1 protein-coding gene is annotated in these 220 nt (G+C 43.6%); it reads right to left on the bottom strand.

Translation table 11 applies throughout. The features are described from left to right. Positions 1 to 220, bottom strand: a 220-nt coding sequence (locus tag FD20_RS12880) for a DDE-type integrase/transposase/recombinase (RefSeq protein ID WP_157060952.1), incomplete at both ends; no start/stop codon positions are given.

The raw sequence follows: 220 nt of genomic DNA, 5'->3' as shown, positions 1-220 counted from the left end.
AAGTGATACTAGCCCACTAAACTCAGTGCCACGGTCCACAGTAAAGCTGTGCACCGGACCATTAAAAGTGGTTAGGAACTTAGTTAGTGCTTCATTAACAGTCGCTGTCGTCCGATCTTTTAACCAGTATGCCCAAAGGAACCGTGATTTGCGATCGATTAAAGTTAATAAAACTGCCTTACTATGCCCACGAGGACCAACGACTGTATCTAGTTCAAAA

The sequence above is a fragment of the Liquorilactobacillus uvarum DSM 19971 genome (assembly GCF_001434935.1).
GTDB classification, from domain to species: Bacteria; Bacillota; Bacilli; order Lactobacillales; family Lactobacillaceae; genus Liquorilactobacillus; species Liquorilactobacillus uvarum.
This window is presented reverse-complemented; position numbering and strand designations above follow the sequence as displayed.